General features: G+C 65.6%; 8 protein-coding genes. 6 read left to right on the plus strand and 2 right to left on the minus strand.

Annotated features, from left to right (window positions below):
* Positions 1–26 precede the first annotated feature (26 nt).
* The 3 genes from ACLLJI_RS04125 (at position 27) to ACLLJI_RS04135 (ending at position 12,281) form a co-directional block, all read left to right on the plus strand.
* Positions 27–1,466 (plus strand): O-antigen ligase family protein, encoded by a 1,440-nt coding sequence (locus ACLLJI_RS04125; protein ID WP_434618250.1) that lies wholly within the window; start codon positions 27–29, stop codon positions 1,464–1,466.
* 207 nt (positions 1,467–1,673) lie between these two features.
* Positions 1,674–7,661 carry a PKD domain-containing protein gene (locus ACLLJI_RS04130; protein WP_434618253.1) on the plus strand — a complete coding sequence of 1,996 codons (5,988 nt, stop codon included), beginning with the start codon at positions 1,674–1,676 and terminating at the stop codon, positions 7,659–7,661.
* Between the two features lie 309 nt (positions 7,662–7,970).
* Positions 7,971–12,281, plus strand: coding sequence for a PKD domain-containing protein (locus ACLLJI_RS04135; RefSeq protein WP_434618256.1), 4,311 nt, complete (start codon positions 7,971–7,973; stop codon positions 12,279–12,281).
* A gap of 31 nt (positions 12,282–12,312) precedes the next feature.
* On the opposite strand, the gene ACLLJI_RS04140 is transcribed toward ACLLJI_RS04135, so the two are convergent.
* Positions 12,313–13,020, minus strand: a complete 708-nt coding sequence (locus ACLLJI_RS04140) for a hypothetical protein (RefSeq protein WP_434618258.1) — start codon at positions 13,018–13,020, stop codon at positions 12,313–12,315.
* A 152-nt stretch (positions 13,021–13,172) separates the two neighbouring features.
* Between ACLLJI_RS04140 and ACLLJI_RS04145 the strand changes: the two genes are divergently transcribed.
* From ACLLJI_RS04145 to ACLLJI_RS04155, 3 genes are all read left to right on the plus strand, one after another.
* On the plus strand, positions 13,173–14,750 hold the full coding sequence (locus ACLLJI_RS04145) for an oligosaccharide flippase family protein (RefSeq protein ID WP_434618261.1): 1,578 nt from the start codon (positions 13,173–13,175) through the stop codon (positions 14,748–14,750).
* Between the two features lie 83 nt (positions 14,751–14,833).
* Positions 14,834–15,724 carry a sulfotransferase domain-containing protein gene (locus tag ACLLJI_RS04150; RefSeq protein ID WP_434618264.1) on the plus strand — a complete coding sequence of 297 codons (891 nt, stop codon included), beginning with the start codon at positions 14,834–14,836 and terminating at the stop codon, positions 15,722–15,724.
* A gap of 312 nt (positions 15,725–16,036) precedes the next feature.
* Positions 16,037–19,285 (plus strand): PKD domain-containing protein, encoded by a 3,249-nt coding sequence (locus ACLLJI_RS04155; RefSeq protein ID WP_434618267.1) that lies wholly within the window; start codon positions 16,037–16,039, stop codon positions 19,283–19,285.
* On the opposite strand, the gene ACLLJI_RS04160 is transcribed toward ACLLJI_RS04155, so the two are convergent.
* Entirely contained in the window at positions 19,272–19,727 is a 456-nt protein-coding gene (locus ACLLJI_RS04160; protein ID WP_434618270.1) for a VanZ family protein, read from the minus strand. The two genes, ACLLJI_RS04155 and ACLLJI_RS04160, sit on opposite strands and share 14 nt — an antisense overlap.
* Between the last annotated feature and the right edge of the window lie 91 nt (positions 19,728–19,818).

A 19,818-nucleotide genomic window follows, 5' to 3' on the forward strand; every position in this document is an offset into this window, starting at 1 on the left:
CTGGTCTCGTTACCTTGAGGATACAGATGGCTGTTCAGCCGCGGGCCAAAGCCCGGCCCCATGCTCATCGTTATGCTCCGGCGCCTACCGGCCGGAACGACGGCGGCGAACGCCGTGCCCGACGGCTCCGGACTGAGCACCTGCCCGGCTGGCCCGTTCTGGTCGCCTTCGCCGGTTTTCCGTTGTGGTGGCTCCTGGGCCTGGGCGACTTGGCATGGCCGGTCTTCGCCGCGGTCATGGTGTATGGTCTGGCGCGGTTCTCAAAGGTGAAAGCCCCACGCGGGCTCGGCGTCTGGCTGCTGTTTATGCTGTGGATGCTCTGCTCCCTGATCCAGATCGATGAGCCAATCCGGATTGTCGGCTTTTTTTACCGTTATGGGCTGTACTTGGCCGCCACGATCGTGTTTGTCTACGTCTATAATGCACGCCACTCACTCAGCGAACGCAAGATATTCGGCGTTCTGACGATATTCTGGCTGGCGGTGGTGGTCGGCGGTTATGCGGGACTTGCGTTCCCGGTCTTTGAACTCAAGACACCGCTGGCGTATGTGTTTCCGCAGGTGCTGCTGGACAATTCCTATGTCCATGACATGGCTTTCAGACGGCTGACCCAGTTCAACCCCGACCCGAACGCCTACGTCATTGCTGCTCCAAGACCCAGCGCCCCGTTCCTGTACGCGAACGGCTGGGGGAACGTGTACTCGCTGCTGACGCCCGTGGTCATCGCTTACGCATCAATGGTCCGGCGGGAGCGGAAATTCTGGCTGCTGGTCCTGGCCCTGCCGATATCCTTCGTTCCCGCCTTCCTGACGTTGAACCGAGGCATGTTCCTCGGTCTTGGAGTGGCGCTGGTGTATATCGGCATCCGGGCCGCTCTGCAAGGCCATGGCAAGATCATTATGGCCATTATCGGCATTACTGCCATTGCGGGCATCGCTGTCAACGTCCTTCCCGTTCAGGAACGTCTGGATCAACGCACGGCCAAGGTCGAAAGCATCGTTGACCGTGGAAATCTGTATGTCGAAACTTTTGACAGGACGCTGGAATCGCCCGTGTTCGGGTATGGTGCCCCGCGGCCTTCCGAACGGGCGGGACAGCCCTCAGTAGGGACCCAGGGGCAGATTTGGATGGTGATGTTTTCCCATGGGTTCGTCGGTCTGGGTCTGTTCCTGGGCTGGCTGGTGATGTTGTTTCTTAAGACAATGCGCCGCACGGACGTGGTCGGCCTGGTCTGCAACACCATCATCCTTGTGTCCCTGGTCGAGGTGTTCTATTACGGCATTCTCGGCGCTGGGCTGGTGATAGTGATGGTTGCCGGTGCCTTGGCCCTGCGGAACGATCCGGCCGGTCAGGCGGCGGCGCAGTTTCCTGCCCGGGTTAAGCCAGAACGCGCACCATGGGGCAGGCCCGTCGTCCCGGGCAGGCGCGCAGCACCGGGCAGGTACCCCCGAAACGGAAACACGTAGAGCAGGCCATAAGTCGGGTACGCTTACCGGCCGGTTCTGCTTCTCATCCCTTGGTGCCGGACATACTCTTACCTCATTCTGCAGTTTTGCAGCGTGACGGTCTTGGAGTGAACATATCGATTGGGCGCTCCGCAATACTTCTGAGGGGTCCCTGTGTCGAGGGTTCATATCGTTTCCAGAGTTCTCGGTTTGTTGGTTACAGCTGCTGTGGCTTTTTCCGCTCTGGTGGCGATTGCCGCCCCCGCATCCGCAGCATCCGCCGTCCGCGACGGCTCAGCTGCTGCATCGGCCGCCGCGTCCTGCTGGGAGATCAAACAGGACAATGCTTCGGCGCAGGACGGGACCTACTGGCTGCTGACACCGGCCATGAACGCGCCGGGCCAGTTTTACTGTGACATGACCACCGATGGCGGCGGCTGGGTGCTGGTCGGTAAGGGCCGCGAAGGCTGGACAGAGGCCAACCGGGGGACCGGCTCGCAGACCGCGCTGCGGACCGCGGGCCTGAGCCCCATGTCCGGCGCCACCAGCCAGCTTCCGGCGACCGCCATCGACGGCCTGCTCAACAACGGCCGGGTTGATGCGCTGTCGGACGGCATCCGGCTCAAGAGGGCCACCAACGCCGATGGCTCCGCCTGGCAGGAATCCAGGTTCAACACCAATAAGGGTGACCGCTGGGTATGGACCTTCGGGGCCGAGCATCAGGTCGCGTGGTATTCCTTTGACGGCGTCCGCGGCGGCGGCGGCCTGACCTCCAACTTCGGCCCTGACAACGCCTATCGGCAGATCAATGCCTCCGAGCTCAGCGCACAGGGGTACAGAATCGGTTTCGCCTACGGCAGTGCCGTTACGGGGACCAGCAGCAGCACCAGCTATCTGTGGTCGGCCACGGACGGCTTGGGCAATGCGATGCCCTACACCGAAATGTACCTGCGGCCACAGATCCGTTCCCTGGACGCAGGCTTCACCCGGATCGCGGACGGCGGAACCGCGGTCAAGACCAACACCGCCGTCGCGAACTCGCTGGCCCTCGACAGCCCGTGGGGCGTCTCCGGTCCCAAGACCCCCACCAAGGAAGGCGATGTAGAGGTTCAGGCCTTCGCGCAAAGCGGCAATGTGATGTATGTGGGAGGTAACTTCACGTCGGTGCAGCGCAGTGCCACCGCCACCGGGGCAGACAAAGTGTCCCAGTCATTCCTGGCAGCCTTCGACGTGAACACGGGGGAGCTCATGCGCGGCTTCACGCCGGTGCTCAACGCGCCGGTTCAGGCGCTTGCGGCGCTGCCCAATGGAAATATAGTGGCCGCCGGTATCTTCACCCAGGCCAACGGCGCGCCCGCTTCCGCAATTGTGGCGCTGAATCCGGCCACGGGGGCAACAGTGGGCAACTGGGCCCTGAAGGTGGAAAACCGGACGACCAACGGTGTACTGCGCGTCAGTTCCCTCTCCATCAACGGCAACTGGCTCTACCTGGGCGGGGCCTTCACCCACCTTTCGGGCGGTACCAATCCGAACTCACCCGTCTATGCCAAAGGCGCCGCGCGGGTCGCAGTGGCGGATGGTACGCCGGGGACCGGGTGGAACCCCGACTTCAATGGCACCGTGGTGGCGATAGACGCCGCCGACGACGGCAGCAGGCTGTATGCGGCAGGCTATTTCACCACCTCGGCCACCGCACCGGCCCTCAAAGCCGCCGCCGTGCAGTCTGCTACCGGCGCGCCCCTGGCCACGCCCGCGTGGACGCCCACTTTCAGCAACAGCAACAATTATCAGCAGACCATCGGCCAGGTGGGGGACCGGGTCTGGCTCGGCGGCTCCGAGCACAGCTTCTTCAGTTACTCGACCAGCAGTTTCGACCTCCTCTCCGGCAACATCGGCAAAAACCACGGCGATTTCCAGGCCATGTCCGTTAGCCGGACAGGTGTGATCTATGCCGGCTCGCATGGCCATGACTGGGTCTACTCCAATGCCTTCAGCTGGCCGAACGTAGGAACCGGCTGGACGGAAGCGGACTCTTTTGAGTGGATAGGAGCCTGGGACGCCGCAACCGGCAACCTCATTCCAGGTTTTACTCCCAGCATGAAATTCCGGTTGGGGCAGGGCGTCTGGGCCACCACGGTGGACAGCAACGGCACCATGTGGACCGGTGGCGACATGACCACGGTGGCCACCTCCACCTCCGCGGGTCGCTGGGCGGGGGGCTTTGCCCGGTTCCCGCAGCTTGACGCGGTGGCGCCTACGACGCCGTCGAACGTGGTTCCTTCCGCCGATGGACCCACCACCGTCAAACTCGCCTGGGGGCCATCCAGCGACAGCAGCGGCACCGTCTCCTACCAGATCCTGCGCAACGACAGGGTGGTTGCGACCACCTACGCCACCAGCGCGGTGCTCCCCAAGGGCGGCGAAAACCGCTACTTCGTCCGCGCGGTGGACGCGGCCGGGAATCTCTCCGCCAGCTCGCCGGTCATCACGGCCAGCGGGGCGAATCTGCCACCCACGGCGGCGTTCACCTCCAAGGTCACCGGCCTCACGGCAACGTTTGACGCTGCCGGCTCCACCGACGATGGCACCATCGCCAGCTACGCGTGGGACTTTGGTGACGGCACCACCGGTTCCGGGGCCACGGCCTCGCATCCCTATGCCGCGGCCGGGACCTACGCCGCGCGGTTGGTCGTGACGGACAACGGCGGCGAAAAAGCGGCCGTGACGCATGACGTCAGCATGGTCCAGCCGGCCCCCACGGACGGCTACGGCGCGGCTGTCTACGGTGACAGCCCAACCTTTTACTACCGTCTTGGTGAATCAACGGGCTCCACGGCCAATGACGCCGGCGTCTCGGCCAGCCCCGGAACCTATTCCGGCACGGTGACCCAAGGTGTCGCCGGCGCGCTGCCCGGCGTAGCGGATACCGCGGCCACCTTCGACGGCAGCTCCGGCCTGGTCAGCAGCCGCAAGAGCTATGACAACCCGTCCACCTATTCGCTGGAGCTGTGGTTCAACACCACCACCACCCGCGGCGGAAAGCTGATCGGCTTCGGGGATCAGGCCACCGGGCAGTCCAACAACTACGACCGGCATGTGTACATGCAGGACGACGGCAAACTGGTCTTCGGCACCTGGACCGGCACCGGCAACGTCATCACCACACCCAGCGCCTACAATGACGGCAAATGGCATCACATGGTCGCCACGCAGTCCGCGGCGGGCATGGTACTGTATGTGGACGGCGTCCAGACGGGAACCAATCCGCAGACAGGAGCGCAGGCCTACACCGGTTACTGGCGGATCGGCGGGGACACCACCTGGGGCTCCTCCAGTCCCTACTTTGCCGGCAGCATTGACGAGGCAGCGGTTTACCCGACAGCGCTCAGCGCGGCCACGGTCGGCCGGCACTTCCACCTGGGCGGCGGCAACGCGGCCCCGACGCCGGCCTTCACCTCGACCGTCAACGGCCTCGATGCGGCGCTGGACGCCACCGGATCCACGGATGACGGCACCATTGCCGGCTATGCCTGGGACTTCGGCGACGGCTCCAATGGAACAGGTGCCACGACCGCGCACACCTACGCAGCAACCGGAACGTACCAGGTCAAGCTGACGCTGACCGACGACGGCGGCGCAACGGCAAGTCTGACACGTCCGGTGACGATTGCCCCACCGGCCCCGGCGGACGCATACGGCGCGGCGGTCTTCGGGGACGCCCCAACGCTGTACTACCGGCTGGGCGAAACCACCGGAAGCACGGCCGCGGACTCAGGCCCGATGGGCTACCCGGGCGCCTACTCCGGCGGCGTCACCCAGGGCGCTGCCGGCGCCCTGGCCGGCACCACCAACACCGCGGCGTCCTTCGACGGCAACAACGGCCTGGTGGCCAGCGGGCAGAGCTACAACAACCCGAAGAGCTACTCCATGGAGGTCTGGTTCAACACCAGCACCACGCGGGGCGGCAAGCTGATCGGTTTCGGCAACCAGGCAACGGGGCTGTCCAATAACTACGACCGGCATATCTACATGCAGGACGACGGACGGCTGGTCTTCGGTACCTATACCGGCAGCACCAACGTCATCACCACGTCCTCCGCCTACAATGACGGAAAGTGGCACCAGGCGGTGGCCGCCCAGTCGGATCAGGGCATGGTGCTCTACGTGGACGGAGTCCAGGCAGGGACCAATCCACAGACCGGTGCGCAGGACTACACCGGATACTGGCGCATCGGCGGGGACAACACCTGGGGATCCTCCAGTGCCTATTTTGCCGGCACTCTTGATGAGGCGGCCGTTTACCCGGCGGCCCTGACATCCGGACAGGTGGCGAAGCACTACCAGCTGGGGACCTCGGCCCCGGCGGCGAACCAGCCACCGGTCGCATCGTTCACGGCAAGCGTGGCGGATCTCAACGTGGCGCTGGACGGCTCCGGTTCCACCGACGCCGACGGGAGCGTGGCGTCCTACGCGTGGGACTTTGGCGACGGCGGTACTGCTGCCGGCGCAACGGCCACGCACAGCTACGCCGCGGCCGGCACCTACACGGTGACGCTGACGGTAACGGATAATGCGGGCGCCACCGGCGTGAAGACGGGCCCGGTGACGGTGGCAGCACCGGCACCGGCCAACCAAGCACCGGTGGCGGCCTTTACCTCCACGGCAATGGACCTGACGCTCACCGTGGATGGCTCCGGTTCCGCGGATCCGGACGGGACCGTGGCCGCTTACGCCTGGGACTTCGGCGACGGCGGCAGGGCCGCAGGGGCCAAAGCCACGCATGCCTACGCGGCCGCGGGAACATTCACCGTGACGCTGACGGTCACCGATGACAAGGGTGCCACGGGCGTGAAAACCGCCCCCGTGACGGTCACCGCGCCATCCAGTGGGCCGGTGGATGTGGTGCTGGTACCGGCCAAATCCAGCTGGGCCTGGCGGTACGAGACAACGGCTCCGGCCGCCGCGTGGAAGAGCCCGGGCTTTGACTCATCATCCTGGAAAACCGGCTCCGGAGTGCTCGGATTCGGTACGGCGGGGCTGGCAACCAACGTCGACGTCGCCGGTCCGACCAGCGGGCGGCCGCTGGCGGCCTATTTCCTCCGCCAGTTCACCGTTGACTCCGCCGCCAAGGTGCAGAAGCTGCGCCTGAGCACGGTGGCCGACGACGGCGTGGTGGTGTACGTCAACGGGACCGAGGTGGGGCGCAGCAACATGCCGGCGGGAGCGGTGACCTTCAACAGCTACGCGGCCTCGGCGCCGAACACCACCGTAGCCAATGCCAATCCGGTGGTCGTTGACGTCCCGGTTTCACTTTTGACCGACGGCGTCAATACCATCGCCGTGGAAACGCATGTTAACTACCGCGCCACCAAGGACCTGAGCTTTGACCTGAGCGCCACCGCCACGGTGGGGGACGCCCCGGGTCCGGTGGAGAACCAGGCCCCGGTGGCCAAGTTCACCACAACCGTGAAGGGACTGGGTATTACCGCGGACGGGTCGACGTCCACCGACCCCGACGGCACCATTGCCGCCTATGCCTGGAACTTCGGTGATCAGGGTTCGGCCACCGGTGCTACCGCGCAGCACACGTACGCGGCGGCCGGCACCTACACGGTGTCCCTGACCGTGACGGACAATAAGGGCGCCACCTCGGTGACCACGGCACCGGTGACGGTGGCAACGCCGACCGGTCCGGTAGATATTGTGGTGGTCCCGGCCAAGTCATCGTGGAGCTGGCGCTACAGTGCGGGGGCTCCCGACGCAGCCTGGAAGAACCGGGGATTTGATGCCTCCGCCTGGCCGGTAGGCGCTGGAACTTTGGGCTTCGGGTCAGCGGGACTGGGCACCAATATCGACGTGGCCGGGGCGCCCAGCACACGTCCGCTGGCAGCGTACTTCGTCGGCCAATTCAACGTCGATTCGGCCGCGCAGCTTGCCAAACTGACGCTGAAGACCGCAGCCGACGACGGCGTCGTCGTGTACGTCAACGGAACCGAGGTGGGCCGCAACAACATGCCCGCCGGGCCGGCGACCTTCGGCACGTATGCCGTGACCGCCATCCGCTCCGCCACGGCGGCAGCGAATCCGCTCACGATCAGCGTCCCGACGTCGCTGCTGGTGGACGGGATCAACACCATAGCGGTGGAGACGCACGTGAACTACCGCGCCACCCCCGATATGGGTTTTGACCTGAGCGCGGTGGCAACCACCAAATAGCCGGTACCGGAGCTCCGGAGGGTGCTTGAGGGTGGTGCGTGAGGGCGGGAGCGTCGGCGGAAAAGCCGGCCGCTCGCGCCGCCACTTCCGGAGCAGGTAGTGTCCGGTTTTTAACGCGTAGCGGCACCCTAAAGACGGGTAACGGACACGGCGGAATGCTCTTTTCAGCGGCTCCCTCGGGGACGTAGTCTTCATTCGTCGGCGATGTCCACTGGGGGATGTCATGGGGGGCTTTGGCAGACAAACGCCGGGTCTCCAGGTACCCGTCCACGGACGGAACCGGCGCTAATTTTCATCAGGGAGCAAGCCATGTCCGTCGATCGCATTGTCACAAAAGTCATTAGTTCGTTGACAACGGCCGTCGTGGTGCTCGCCGCGCTGGCTGCCGTCTCGCCCCCCGCCGCTGCCGCGCCGGCGCTGCGGGACGGCTCGGCGGCAGCCGGGGCGGCGGCGTCGTGCTGGGAGATCAAGGCGAACAACGCAGCGGCGCCGGACGGCACGTACTGGCTGCTGACGCCTGCCATGGATGCGCCGGCGCAGTTCTATTGCGATATGACCACCGACGGCGGCGGCTGGGTGCTGATCGGCAAGGGCCGGGAGGGGTGGAGCGGACACTACGAGGGCACCGGGACGCAAAGCGCCCTGCGTACCGCGGGACTGAGCCCGATGTCGGGCCTGACGAGCCAGTACTCATCGAAGATCATAGACAGGCTCCTGAACGGCGGCCGCCCCGACGCACTGGCGGACGGCATCCGGCTGAAGCGGGCCATGAACGCCGGCGGGACGCAATGGCAGGAGTCTCGTTTCAATACGGACAAAGAGGACCGCTGGGTGTGGACCTTTGGAGCCGAGCATAAGGTGGCGTGGTATTCGTTCGACGGCGCCCGAGGAACGGGCGGTCTGACGTCCAGTTTCGGTCCGGACGACGCGTACAAGAGGATCAACACCAATACGTCCGAGGCCAAGGACCAGGGCTACACCATCGGTTTTTCGTTTGGGAAGAGCGTCACGGGCACGAGCAGCAGCACCAGCTATTTGTGGTCCGCGACGGATGGTCTTGGCAGCGCCCGGCCGTACACGGAGGTGTATTTGCGCCCGCAGCTGCGCTCCGTGGACGCCGGCTTTGTCCGCATCGGCGACACGGGAACAGCTCCCAAGACCAACACTCCGGTGGCGGCCTCGCTCGCGGCTGACAGCCCCTGGGGGCTGGCGGGCCCGAAGGCCCCTACCCGCGAAGGTGACGTGGAGGCACAGGCCTTCGTGCAAAGCGGCAACGTGATGTACGTCGGCGGCAACTTCACCACGGTGCAGCGCAGCGCCACCGCCACCGGAACCGACAACGTCACGCAGCCGTTCCTGGCAGCCTTCGACGTCGGAACCGGTGAACTTCTCCGCGGATTCACCCCGCAGCTCAACGGCTCGGTCATGGCCCTGGCGGCCCTGCCCAATGGAAACATCGTTGCGGCCGGCATGTTCAGCACCGCCAACGGAGCGCCGGCCACGGCGATAGTTGCCCTCAACCCGGCCACAGGTGCCACGGTGAGCAGCTGGCCCCTGAAAATGGAGAATCGGCTCACCGGCGCTGTGCTGCGCGTGAGTGCGTTGTCCGTCAGCGGCGGCTGGTTGTATCTCGGCGGCGCTTTCACCCATCTGTCGGGCGGCAGCAAACCGGACTCGACCGTATACGCCAGGGGCGCGGCACGGGTGGCATTGGCGGACGGAACTCCCGACGGCGGCTGGAACCCCGATTTCAACGGCACGGTGGTGGCGATAGATGCCGCCGACGACGGCAGTCGGCTCTATGCGGCCGGGTACTTCTCCACCTCCGGCACCGCGGCGGCCTACCGGGCAGCGGCCGTGCAATCCGCGCCTAAAGCCCCCTTGGCCACCCCAGCGTGGAGCCCGGTGTGGAGTTCAACGAACAACTACCAGCAGACCATTGGGCAGGCCGGGGACCGTGTCTGGGTTGGCGGTTCGGAGCACAGCCTTTTCAGCTATTCGACCGCCTCATTTGACCGGCTTTCCGGCAATATCGGTAAGGCCAACGGCGACTTCCAATCGATGAGCACCAGCGCCACGGGCGTCCTGTACGCCGGATCCCACGGCCACGACTGGAACTATTCAAACGCCTTCACCTGGTCCAATGTGGGAACGGGGTGGACGGAAGCGGATTCGTTCGAATGGGTCGGAGCGTGGGACACCGCCAGCGGCAACATCATTCCGGCGTTCAACCCGAGCATGAAGTTCCGGTTGGGCCAAGGCATCTGGGCCTCCGTGGTGGACAGCAAGGGTACCCTGTGGGCGGGCGGCGACATGACCACCGTCGCGACCCGGACGGCGGCCGGCCGGTGGTCCGGCGGCTTTGCCCGTTTCCCGCAGCTTGACGCGGTGGCGCCTACGACGCCGTCGAACGTGGTTCCTTCCGCCGATGGACCCACCTCCGTTAAACTCGCCTGGGGGGCATCCAGCGACAGCAGCGGCACCGTCTCCTACCAGATCCTGCGCAACGACAGGGTGGTTGCGACCACCTACGCCACCAGCGCGGTGCTCCCCAAGGGCGGCGAAAACCGCTACTTCGTCCGCGCGGTGGACGCGGCCGGGAATCTCTCCGCCAGCTCGCCGGTCATCACGGCCAGCGGGGCGAATGCGCCTCCGGTGGCGTCCTTCACCACCGCTGCCACCGGGCTGACCGGGACATTTGACGCGTCCGCATCCACGGACGACGGTACCATTGCCGACTACGCCTGGGACTTCGGGGACGGCGCCACGGGCTCGGGGGTCACTGCCGTGCACACTTACGCCACACCCGGAACCTACACGGTCCGGCTGAGCCTGACGGATAACGGCGGCGAGAAGTCCAGCACCACCCGGTCCGCTGTCCTCACGCGGGCGGCGCCCGCGGACGCGTACGGGGCCGCCGTGTATGCGGACAGCCCGGCATTCTATTACCGTATGGGTGAAGCATCGGGACTGGTGGCGCAGGATTCCAGCGCCGCCGGTCTGCCGGGGGACTACTCGGGGGGCGTGGTGCTGGGGGCACCGGGCGCGCTCTACGGCGTGACCGATACGGCGGGACGGTTCAACGGAAGCTCTGCCGTGGCGGTCAGCCGGCAGAGTTACGTCAACCCCACCACCTACTCGCTGGAGGTTTGGTTCAACACGACCACCACCCGTGGCGGAAAACTGATCGGCTTTGGCGACAAGGCCACCGGACTGTCCAGCAGCTACGACCGTCATGTCTACATGCAAAATGACGGAAAGCTGGTTTTCGGAACCTATACGACCGCCAAAAATATCATCACGTCGGCGCTTCCCTACAACGACGGGAAGTGGCATTCCGCCACGGCCGTGCAGTCCGCCGCCGGAATGGTTCTGTACGTGGATGGCGTCCAGGTGGGAACGAACGCGCAGGCGGGGGCGCAGTCCTACACCGGCTTCTGGCGGATCGGCGGAGACAGCACCTGGGGATCCACCAGCCCCTATTTTGCCGGAACACTCGATGAGGCGGCCGTCTACCAGGTTCCGTTGACGGCGGCCCAAGTAGCCCGGCATTACCAGCTGGGCTCGGCCGGACCCACCGCCAACCAGCCGCCGGTGGCGGCCTTCACCGCCACCGCCAAGGATCTGGGCATGGCCGTGGACGGATCCGGTTCCACGGACCCGGACGGGGCAGTGGCTACCTGGGCCTGGAATTTTGGCGACGGCGGCACAGCGCAAGGTGCCACGGCGACGCACACCTATGCGGCGGCCGGCAGTTATCCGGTCACGCTGACTGTCACGGACGATCAGGGCAGTACGGCCACGAAAACAACTCCGGTGACCGTCACGACTCCGCCCCCGCCGGTCAACCAGGCACCGGTGGCCGCGTTCACGGCCACGGCGAAGGATATGGGCGTTACGGTTGACGGATCCGGTTCCGCGGATCCGGACGGGACCGTGACGGCCTGGGCCTGGAACTTTGGCGACGGCGGAACTGCCGCGGGTGTCTCCGCGGCCCATGCCTACGCGGCGGCCGGCACGTACAACGTGACGCTCACGGTGACGGACGACAAGGGCGCCACCGGGGTGAAGACGGTTCCGGTGACCGCGACGGCAGCGCCGGATACCGTGGTGGTCGCCGCCAAATCGACCTGGGCTTGGCGGTACGACGCGGTGGCCCCTGTGGCGACCTGGAAGAACCCCGGCTTTGACGCCTCCACCTGGAAATCGGGTAACGCGGTCCTTGGCTTTGGTTCGACCGGACTGGGGACCAACATAGACGTTGTCAACACTCCCACAGGGCGTCCCCTGGCGGCCTATTTCCTGCGCCAGTTCACTGTCAATTCGGCCGCCAGCGTGCTGAAGCTGAGGCTGAGCACTGTGGCCGACGACGGTGTGGTCGTGTACGTGAACGGAACCGAAGTGGGACGCAACAATATGCCTGCCGGGACCATTGGCTTCGGCACCTACGCGCTGACCGCCGTGGGAACCCCGGCGGCCAATCTGAATCCGGTGACCATAGACGTGCCCGTGTCACTGCTGGTCAACGGGACGAATACGATCGCGGTGGAGACGCACGTGAACTACCGGGCCACCAAGGACCTCAGCTTTGACCTGACGGCGGCTGCGTCCCTTGGCTGAGCCGGCCCGTGCTGACCCGGTACGGGCCGGGTCAGCACGTCGGGTCGTCGGGGAAGCTGACCCTGCTGACCAGCCACTTTCCATCGTCAGAACGGTTCAGGGTCAGGATATTCAGCGAGCGGTCCTTGTCCGTTCCCGTGCGGACAGCGTCTCCGGCCGCCGTAAGAATGTTGACCTTGGAGGAGTCAATGCAGACATTCAGGGTCAGCTGCGGCGGAGCGGCCGCGGGATCATAGGCCACCACGTTGGTCGATACCACGGTGGGCTGGCCTTCCTGATGCCAGCCGTTCTTGGCGAACTCCGCCGTGTCGGCCTGCAGGGAACCCAACGCGGAACCCGTGGCCAGTGCGGCGAGTTCTGCGTCCGACGGCTGCGTTTGGGCCGCCATGATTGCTGCCGAGCCGCTGACGAAGGCGTCCATGTCCTGCACCGCCGCTTGCTGATCGGCCGGCGGAATGGCGATGCCGGGGGCAGCACTGACGGGGGCGGCAGCCGCGCCGGTTGGAGCCGTGCCGGCCGGAGCCGATGGGTCAGGGGAAGCTCCGGCCGGGCTGGGTACGGCAGTGCCGGTTCCACCGGCAGCCGCGGTCCCCGTATTGGATGTGGTCTGGGCGCCGTCCGGCCCGCGGCCCAGCTGCACGGCCACCACCACGGCGACCAGCACGACCAACAGCGCTGCGATTGTCAGTATGGTCCAAAAGCGCTTACGGTTACCGGCTGGTTGATCCGTCACGGACATGAACTGTCTCCTTCAATTCCGCCCGTTTCCGTGGCGGCACCGGATCTGCTAGAGGTAATGGCAATGATCCAGTATCGTACACGGTGGGTGCCGGTGACGACACACCGTACTCACCCGCGGGCATGACAGGCGCGGGCACTACAGGGGGAACGATGAGCGATCAGGTGATCCAGCAGGGCGGTACCGTGAAGCACGATCACGCGGACGAGGCGAGGCAGGCCGCCCGCGGGGGGCTCGTCAGCATGGTTGGCGCGGGCACCAGCGCGGTCATGGGATTTGTCCTGACTCTGGTGCTGGCCCGGTCGTTCGGCACGGCCGGCTCCGGTGTGGTCCTGCAGGCAATCGCGGTGTTCTCCATTGCATTGGGTATCGCCAGGACAGGCATGGATACGGCCGGTATCTGGATCCTCCCCCGGCTGGCGTTGTCGGATGTTTCCAAAATCCGGGGCGCCGTCACGGCGCTGCTCGTTCCAACCGCCGGCGTGGGGATCGTCATGGCCCTGCTGCTGGTGGGTGTCCTGCCGCAGCTTGGTCTCTCCGGGGAGGGGAACGAGGGGGAGGTCCTTACCGCGCTTTCCGATGTGACCTGGTTCCTGCCGTTCGCCGCCATCATGATGGTGGCCTTGACCGCGACACGCGGACTGGGGAATGTGGTGCCGTATACGGTGGTCGGTGCGATCGCCTTGCCGATGTCCAGACCGGTGGCCGTTCTTCTGGTTGTCGCCGTCGGTGGCCCTGCCGTGTGGGCGGCGCTGGCGTGGGCGATGCCGTTGCCGCTGGCCATGATCGCCGCACTCTGGGCACTGTGGATGCGGCTGCGCAGGCACGAGCGGCGCGGCGGGGTCAAGGGCAGCTGGCTGCCGGACCGCGGAGTTTTCACCCGGATCTGGAAATTCGCCCTGCCCCGATGGTTCTCCTCGGGTATCGAACAATCCATCGTGTGGTTCGACGTCATCCTGGTGGGTGCCATTGCCGGGGCAGGCGTGGCGGGCGTTTACGGCGCCGCCAGCAGGTTCGTCAGTGCCGGCCTGATCATCTCCACGGCGATGCGGATGGTCATTTCACCACGGTTCAGCGCCCTGCTCAGCGAAAACAAGACACGGGCAGTCCAGGAGCTCTACTCAACAACGGTGACCTGGATCGTCCTCCTGGGAGCCCCGATCTACGGCCTATTCATGTTCTTCGCGCCCACAGCCTTGGGGTGGCTGGGGAAAGGCTTTCAATCCGGCGCCCTGGCGCTGATTATCCTCTGCGTTGGCGCCATTACATCCCTGTTGGCAGGCAATGTCGACTCCGTGCTGATGATGAGCGGGCGCAGCGGCTGGATGGCCGCCAACAAGTCCGTGGTCCTGGCGATCAACATTGTAGGAAACGTCGTGCTGGTGCCGGTCTGGGGCATCGTCGGAGCGGCTGCAACGTGGGCCTTCAGCCTGCTGCTGGACGCGGCCATGGCCTCCATCGAGACGCGGATATTCATTGGGATCCGCTTCGATGCCAAACGCGTGTTTTACGCACTGTTTGTCGCCGCCGTCTGTGTGGTCCCCGCCAGCGTGCTGGCCATAGTTCTCCTTGGCAACACCACCGTCTCCTGCCTTGTCGCCGGGGTGATGACCGTCATGCTGCTTGTACTGTGGTGCTCGATCGACAGAAAGAGGCTGCGGATGAACGACCTGGCATTGCTGTCCCGCCGCGGTAAGACGACGACGGCCAACGCCACCGCCGTCGTCTGAGACACCCGTTTCAGGACACCCGTTTTTTCAGGACACCGTTTGCAACACTTGATTCTAAACCAGGCACCAACCCGGAGGGCATTATGACAACCCTGTCGCAGCTTAAGGATTCATCACCGCGATGGTTGAAGGACGCATCGGACACGCTGACGCGTGCCTACGCGCTGCGGACGGCCGGCTCGCGGCTCGTGCCGGACTTCCTGATCGTGGGAACCAAACGTGGCGGCACCACATCAATGTTCAATTATCTTTTGATGCATCCCGGTGTGCTCGGCCTGTTTCCACAGCTGCGCGGACGCAAGAGCACCGACTATTTCTTTAAAGAGCGCGGACGGGGCGATCATTGGTACCGGTCGCATTTTCATACCGGGATGTACCGTAAAATGGTCGAGCGACGGCTGGGGTACGGCCCGGTCAGCGGAGAGGCTTCCCCCTATTATCTGTGGGACCCCCGGGTTGCACCGCAGGTCCAGCAGCTCTGCAGCGGCGTCAAGGCGATTGCGCTGCTGCGGGATCCGGTGGAGCGCGCCTGGTCCCATTATCAGGAGCGGGTGCATAACGGCGTGGAGCCGCTGAGCTTTGAAGCCGCCCTGGCCGCGGAGGACAACCGGCTGGCCGGTGAAGAAGAGAAAATGCTGGCCGACCCGGACTATTACAGTTCGGCGCACGACTTCTACGCCTACCGGGGCAGGGGAGTTTACCTGCCTCAGCTGCAGAACTGGCGCGCATCATTCCCAGCGGAGCAGATGCTCGTTCTGCGCAGCGAAGATATGTATCTTGACGTCCAGGGGACCTTTGACAAAGTAACCGATTACCTCGAGATTCCCCGGTTTGCCCTGCCCAACACCAAAACCTTCAACGCCATCACGCAGTCAAAAATCCCGGAGGGTATCCGACGGGAGCTGGGCGCCTTTTATGCTCCGCACAACGCGGAGCTGGCGGAATACCTCGGACGGTCCCCACTCTGGGCTTGAGGGCAGGGGATCTGAAGGCAGTGCGTCTGAAGGCAGTGCGTCTGAAGGCAGTGCGTCTCAAGGCAGTGCGTCTCAAGGCAGCGGACCGCCGGGCAACGGATCCCCAGGCGTCTGGCTGAACGCGGCAAGTGATGGGGGGACCGAAGCAGGTAACCGCCGCGCGGAAACGGGGGGTCCCGCCGGCGATATTCGCTTTCCCGCGGCGCGCGCGTCACTTACCGTTGAAGAAACTCTGCCGCTGGGCCAGAGGTCCGGCCCGGATCGGGGGAACGCATATTCCGTGGATCCGCGTAATTTGCGAGGGGTTTCTCTGTGTTCAGGGCGCGTGTCTTTACCGGAATCGTCGGATGGCTGGCCACGGCCTCACTCGTGCTGGCCGGCGGTGTGGCTACAGCTCCGTCCGCCCTCGCTGCCGCCCCGTCGGGCGTGGCGGCAGCGCCGTCCACTCGGGCTGCCGCTCTGACTGCCGCCCCGTCCGTCGTGCCGGCGGCCGCGGTGGTACGTGACGGTTCGGCGGCGGCGGTTGCGGCGTCGTCGTGCTGGGAAATCAAGACCGACAAGCCGTCGGCTGCTGACGGAACCTACTGGTTGCTGACGCCCGCCATGGCAGCCCCGGACCAGTTCTACTGCGACATGACCACCGACGGCGGGGGCTGGGTTCTGGTGGGTAAAGGCCGCGAGGGCTGGACCGACCACAATGAGGGGACCGGATCGCCCGCGGCGTTGCGGACCGCCGGCCTGAGCCCGATGTCCAGGACCACGGCCCAGTACCCTGCACAGATCATCGACTCGCTGCTGAACAACGGCCGGGTCGACGCCCTGAGCGACGGAATCCGGCTCAAGAGGGCCATGAACGCGGCCGGTACGCAGTGGCAGGAATCCCGGTTCAATACCGACAAGGGCGACAGATGGGTGTGGACCTTTGGCGCGGCGCACAAGGTGGCGTGGTTCTCCTTCACCGGCGTGCGCGGCAGCGGGGGGCTGACGTCCGATTTCGGCCCGGACAATGCCTACCGGCACATCAACACGTCCGCGTCGGAGGCGCAGAGCGACACGGCCGGGTTCGCCTACGGAACCGGCGTCGCCGGAACGAACAGCGGCTCGACGTATGTGTGGTCCGCCAGCAACGGGACCGGTTCGGCCCGACCGTACACGGAAATGTTCCTCCGCCCGCAGCTGCGGTCCACGGATCCGGGGTTTACCCGCATTCCGGACACCGGTACGGCGGCAAAAACCAACATTCCGGTGGCCAGCTCAACTGCCCTGGACAGCCCGTGGGGAGTGGCCGGCCCCAAGGCGAGCAGCCGGGAGGGCGATATTGAGGTTCAGGCCTTCGTGCAAAGCGGTAACCGGATGTACGTGGGCGGCAATTTCAGTTCCGTCCAGCGCGCGGCGAACTCAGCCGGCACGGACAGGGTGCCCCAGGCGTTCCTGGCCGCCTTTGACGTAGCAACCGGCGAGCTGATCCGAGGCTTTACGCCTGTACTCAATGGTTCCGTGATGGATCTGACCGCGCTGCCGAACGGAAACATCGTGGCGGCCGGCACCTTCTCATGGGCCAATGGAGCCGCCGCCACGGCGATCGTTGCCTTGGACCCGGTGACCGGGGCAACGGTGCCCAACTGGTCAGTCAAACCCGTGAACCGGATGTCCTCCGGCACATTGTCCGTCGGCGCGCTGTCCGTCCGCGGCAATTGGTTGTATCTGGGCGGCGCTTTCACGCATATGTCCGGGGGCAGCAGGCCCGGTCAAACGGTGTATCTGAAGAATGCCGCGCGGGTATCGATAGCGGACGGAACGCCCGACACCGGCTGGAACCCGGAGTTCAACGGCACGGTCATGGCCGTTGACACAGCCGAAGACGGCAGCAGACTCTACGCCGCCGGTTACTTCTCCAGCTCCGGAACGGCCCCGGCCAATCACGCGGCCGCCGTGCGGTCATCGGCGGGCGCACCCCTGGCCACGCCCAGCTGGAAACCCGTCTGGAGCGACAAGGCCGGCAGCGACTACCAGAACGCCATTGCAGAGGTCGGTGGCCGCATCTGGGTGGGCGGCGGCCAGCACTCCCTGTTTACCTACTCGCCTGCCACCTTTGCGCGGCTCTCCGGGTTCATCGGGGTGGACCACGGGGACTTCCAGACCATCAGCACCGGCAAGGCGGGAATGGTGTACGCGGGGTCGCATGGAAACCAGTGGTTGTACTCCAATGCCTTCAACTGCCAGCTTGGGCTCACTTGTGCCAATCTGGGCACCGACTGGACCGAAGCGGATTCATTTGGCTGGATCGGCGCCTGGGATGCCGTCAGCGGCGACGTGGTGCCGTCGTTTACTCCCCGGATGACCTCGCGGCTGGGCCGCGGCGTCTGGGCGTCAACCGTGGACAGCAATGGTGCCCTGTGGGCCGGTGGTGACCTGAGCCTTGTAGCGACCTCAAGTTCAGAGCGGAAATGGGCCGGCGGGCTGGCCCGCTTTCCGCAGACGGATGCCACAGCGCCCAGCACCCCGTCGCGGGTGATTGCCTCGGCCGATACCACGGCGTCGGTCACCCTTGGCTGGGCGGCCGCAACGGACGGCAGCTCAAGTGTGTCCTATCAGATTCTCCGAGATGACAGGGTGGTGGCCACCACATCCGCACTGACCGCCATGGTGCCTAAGAGCGGAGAGAACCGCTTCTTCGTCCGCGCCGTTGACGCCGCGGGCAACCTCTCGTCCAGCGCCCCCGTGCTGCAGGCACAGGGCGACGGCGCCCCGCCCGCTCCGCCGAACGCGTCGCCTACCGCCGGGTTCAGCTGGGCTGGCGCCGGGTTGGTTGTGCAGTTCAACGCGGCCGGGTCGGCGGATCCGGACGGGACGATTGCGGGGTATGCCTGGGACTTCGGTGACGGCGCTGCGGGATCCGGGCTGTCCCCAAGCCATGCCTATGCGGCACAAGGTTCGTATCAGGTGCGCCTCACCGTCACCGATGACCAGGGCGCCACCGGCACGGCGGCCAAGGCCGTGGCGGTGACCTCCACCGGTCCTGCCCCGGAACCGCAACCTGTGGACACCGCCGTCGTACCCGCCAGATCCTCCTGGAACTGGCGGTTCGAGCGGGAGGCGCCGCCCGCCGCGTGGAAGGACAACGGCTTTGACGCCACGGCTTGGAAGTCGGGGTCGGGGCCGCTCGGGTTCGGCGGCAGCGGACCCGGCACCAATATCGACGTCACCGGGTCGGCCGGTACGCGCCCGCTAACGGCATACTTTGTCCGGCAGTTCAACGTCAGCGACCCGGCCAAAGTCGTCAAGCTGAAGGTGAGCACCGTGGCCAACGACGGCGTCGTGGTCTACGTCAACGGCACGGAAGTGGGCCGGCGCAATATGCCCGCCGGGCCGGTGAGCATCAACACCTACGCGTCAAGCTCCGTTCGAACATCGACGGCGGACGCCGCACCTGTGGTCTTTGACGTGCCGGTGTCGTTGCTGGTCGGCGGCACCAACGTGATAGCCGCCGAGACGCACCTCAATTACCACGCAACGGCAGACCTGGGGTTTGACCTCTCGGCCACGCTCACCTCCCGCTGAGGCTCCGGTTCCGGGCCCGGCGCAACCGTCGGGCCCGCAGCCGGTGCCCGCAGATGTGTGCGCATACCGCTCCCAGGGCGGCGCCCAGGGAGTTCACCAGGATGTCGGTGACACTGGCAACGCGTGCGCTGAGGAACAGCAGCTGGCCGAGTTCGATGCAGCACGAGGCGCATATGCCGATGAGGATGGCCAGCCACCAACGGCGGCGGGGGAGAATCAGCGCGACGAGCAGGCCTAACGGGAAAAAGAGCGCGACGTTGGCCGACTTCTCGACGAACCCGTAGTCGACCCAGGCCGGTACCCCATGTCGGTTCAGGTACCGCAGGAATGCCTCGAGCGTTCCATCCACGGGGCGGTCCACGGGGGTGGGCCAGAAAGCGATCAGGGCGAGGAGAACCAGATAGACGGCCAGGACGCAGAGGGCCTTCCTGCGCGCGGTCACGGGGCCGGAACCCCGACAGGGTCGGCCGGCGTGGCTCCGGCGGGCGCGGCGACTGGCATGGGAGACCCTTCCGGTGGGGCGGCTGGCGTGA

Source organism: Arthrobacter sp. A5 (assembly GCF_051131705.1).
Lineage (GTDB): Bacteria > Actinomycetota > Actinomycetes > Actinomycetales > Micrococcaceae > Arthrobacter_M.

Bases quoted from the DNA above. Each gene is read 5' to 3' on its own strand.
- ACLLJI_RS04145 (WP_434618261.1), top strand. From the start codon at position 13,173: ATGAGCGATCAGGTGATCCAGCAGGGCGGTACCGTGAAGCACGATCAC.
- ACLLJI_RS04125 (WP_434618250.1), top strand. From the start codon at position 27: ATGGCTGTTCAGCCGCGGGCCAAAGCCCGGCCCCATGCTCATCGTTAT.
- ACLLJI_RS04140 (WP_434618258.1), bottom strand. From the start codon at position 13,020: ATGTCCGTGACGGATCAACCAGCCGGTAACCGTAAGCGCTTTTGGACC.
- ACLLJI_RS04135 (WP_434618256.1), top strand. From the start codon at position 7,971: ATGTCCGTCGATCGCATTGTCACAAAAGTCATTAGTTCGTTGACAACG.
- ACLLJI_RS04150 (WP_434618264.1), top strand. From the start codon at position 14,834: ATGACAACCCTGTCGCAGCTTAAGGATTCATCACCGCGATGGTTGAAG.